At 72.6% G+C, this 983-nt stretch carries 1 pseudogene; it reads left to right on the forward strand.

Going from position 1 to position 983, the window contains the following annotated elements:
* Window positions 1–63: 63 nt before the first annotated feature.
* Window positions 64–983: pseudogene (locus tag NBZ85_RS31380) on the forward strand (hypothetical protein); the annotation flags it as partial.

A 983-nucleotide genomic window follows, 5' to 3' on the forward strand; every position in this document is an offset into this window, starting at 1 on the left:
CGCCACGGGCGTGGCGCCCGCGGTCACGGAACCGGCTGCCGGGACGTTCGCCGGAGGCCTGACGTGACCGTCGTCGACCACCAGGCCCTCAGCGAAGGCGTCACGGCCGTCGACGTCGCCCCCTTGGGGGCGTCCGCGGCCGACACGGCGACGGGGGCGAGCCCAGCGCCGGAGGCCTCGGGCGAGGCGGCGCGCCGACGACGTGACCTCACCGGACCCGTCCTGCTGACCATGTCGTTCGGCCTGCTCCTCGTCGCCTACTGCGTCGTGCGGGGACGCGGTGGCGAGGACCAGGTGACGACCGAGTCCCTGTACTGGGTGGCGCTGTCGATCATCTTCCTGCCGCCGGCCGTACGCCTCCTGCACCCGCGCACGGGCGGGCGCGAACTGGTCGTCCTGTCCCTCGCCCTGCCGCTGGCCCTGCAGGTCAGCCGGGTGGTTCTCTACCCGACCCGGTTCGTGTTCCACGACGAGCTCGTGCACGAGAGCGTCCTGAACCACATCGCGCAGTACCGCCATCTCTTCACGCCGAACCCGCTGCTCCCGGTGACGCCCTACTACCCCGGCCTCGAGGTGGCGACCGACGGGGTGCGGGCGCTGACCGGGCTGCCCGCGCACTCCGCGGCGGCGGTCGTGCTGGTCCTCGCCCGCGTCGTCCTGTCCGGCTCCCTCATCCTGATCGTCCGCCGGCTGACCGGTTCGACCCGGGCGGGCTGCCTCGCCAGCCTCGTCTACGTCTGCAACCCGCAGTTCGTCTTCTTCAACGGCCAGTTCTCCTACCAGACGATCGCGCTGCCGCTGGCGGTCCTGGCCCTGTACCTCGTCCTGTCTCGAACCGGGGCGGGGACGCGGCCGGCCGATCGGCTGCGCTCGCTGGTCCTGCCGCTGGCGGCGCTGAGCGCCGTGGCGTTCTCCCACCATCTCACGTCGATGCTGCTCGTCGCCGCCCTGTGGGGGTGGCTCGGGATGACCCTGGTCCTGGG

It is taken from the genome of Frankia tisae (assembly GCF_025403405.1).
Classification (GTDB): domain Bacteria; phylum Actinomycetota; class Actinomycetes; order Frankiales; family Frankiaceae; genus Frankia; species Frankia tisai.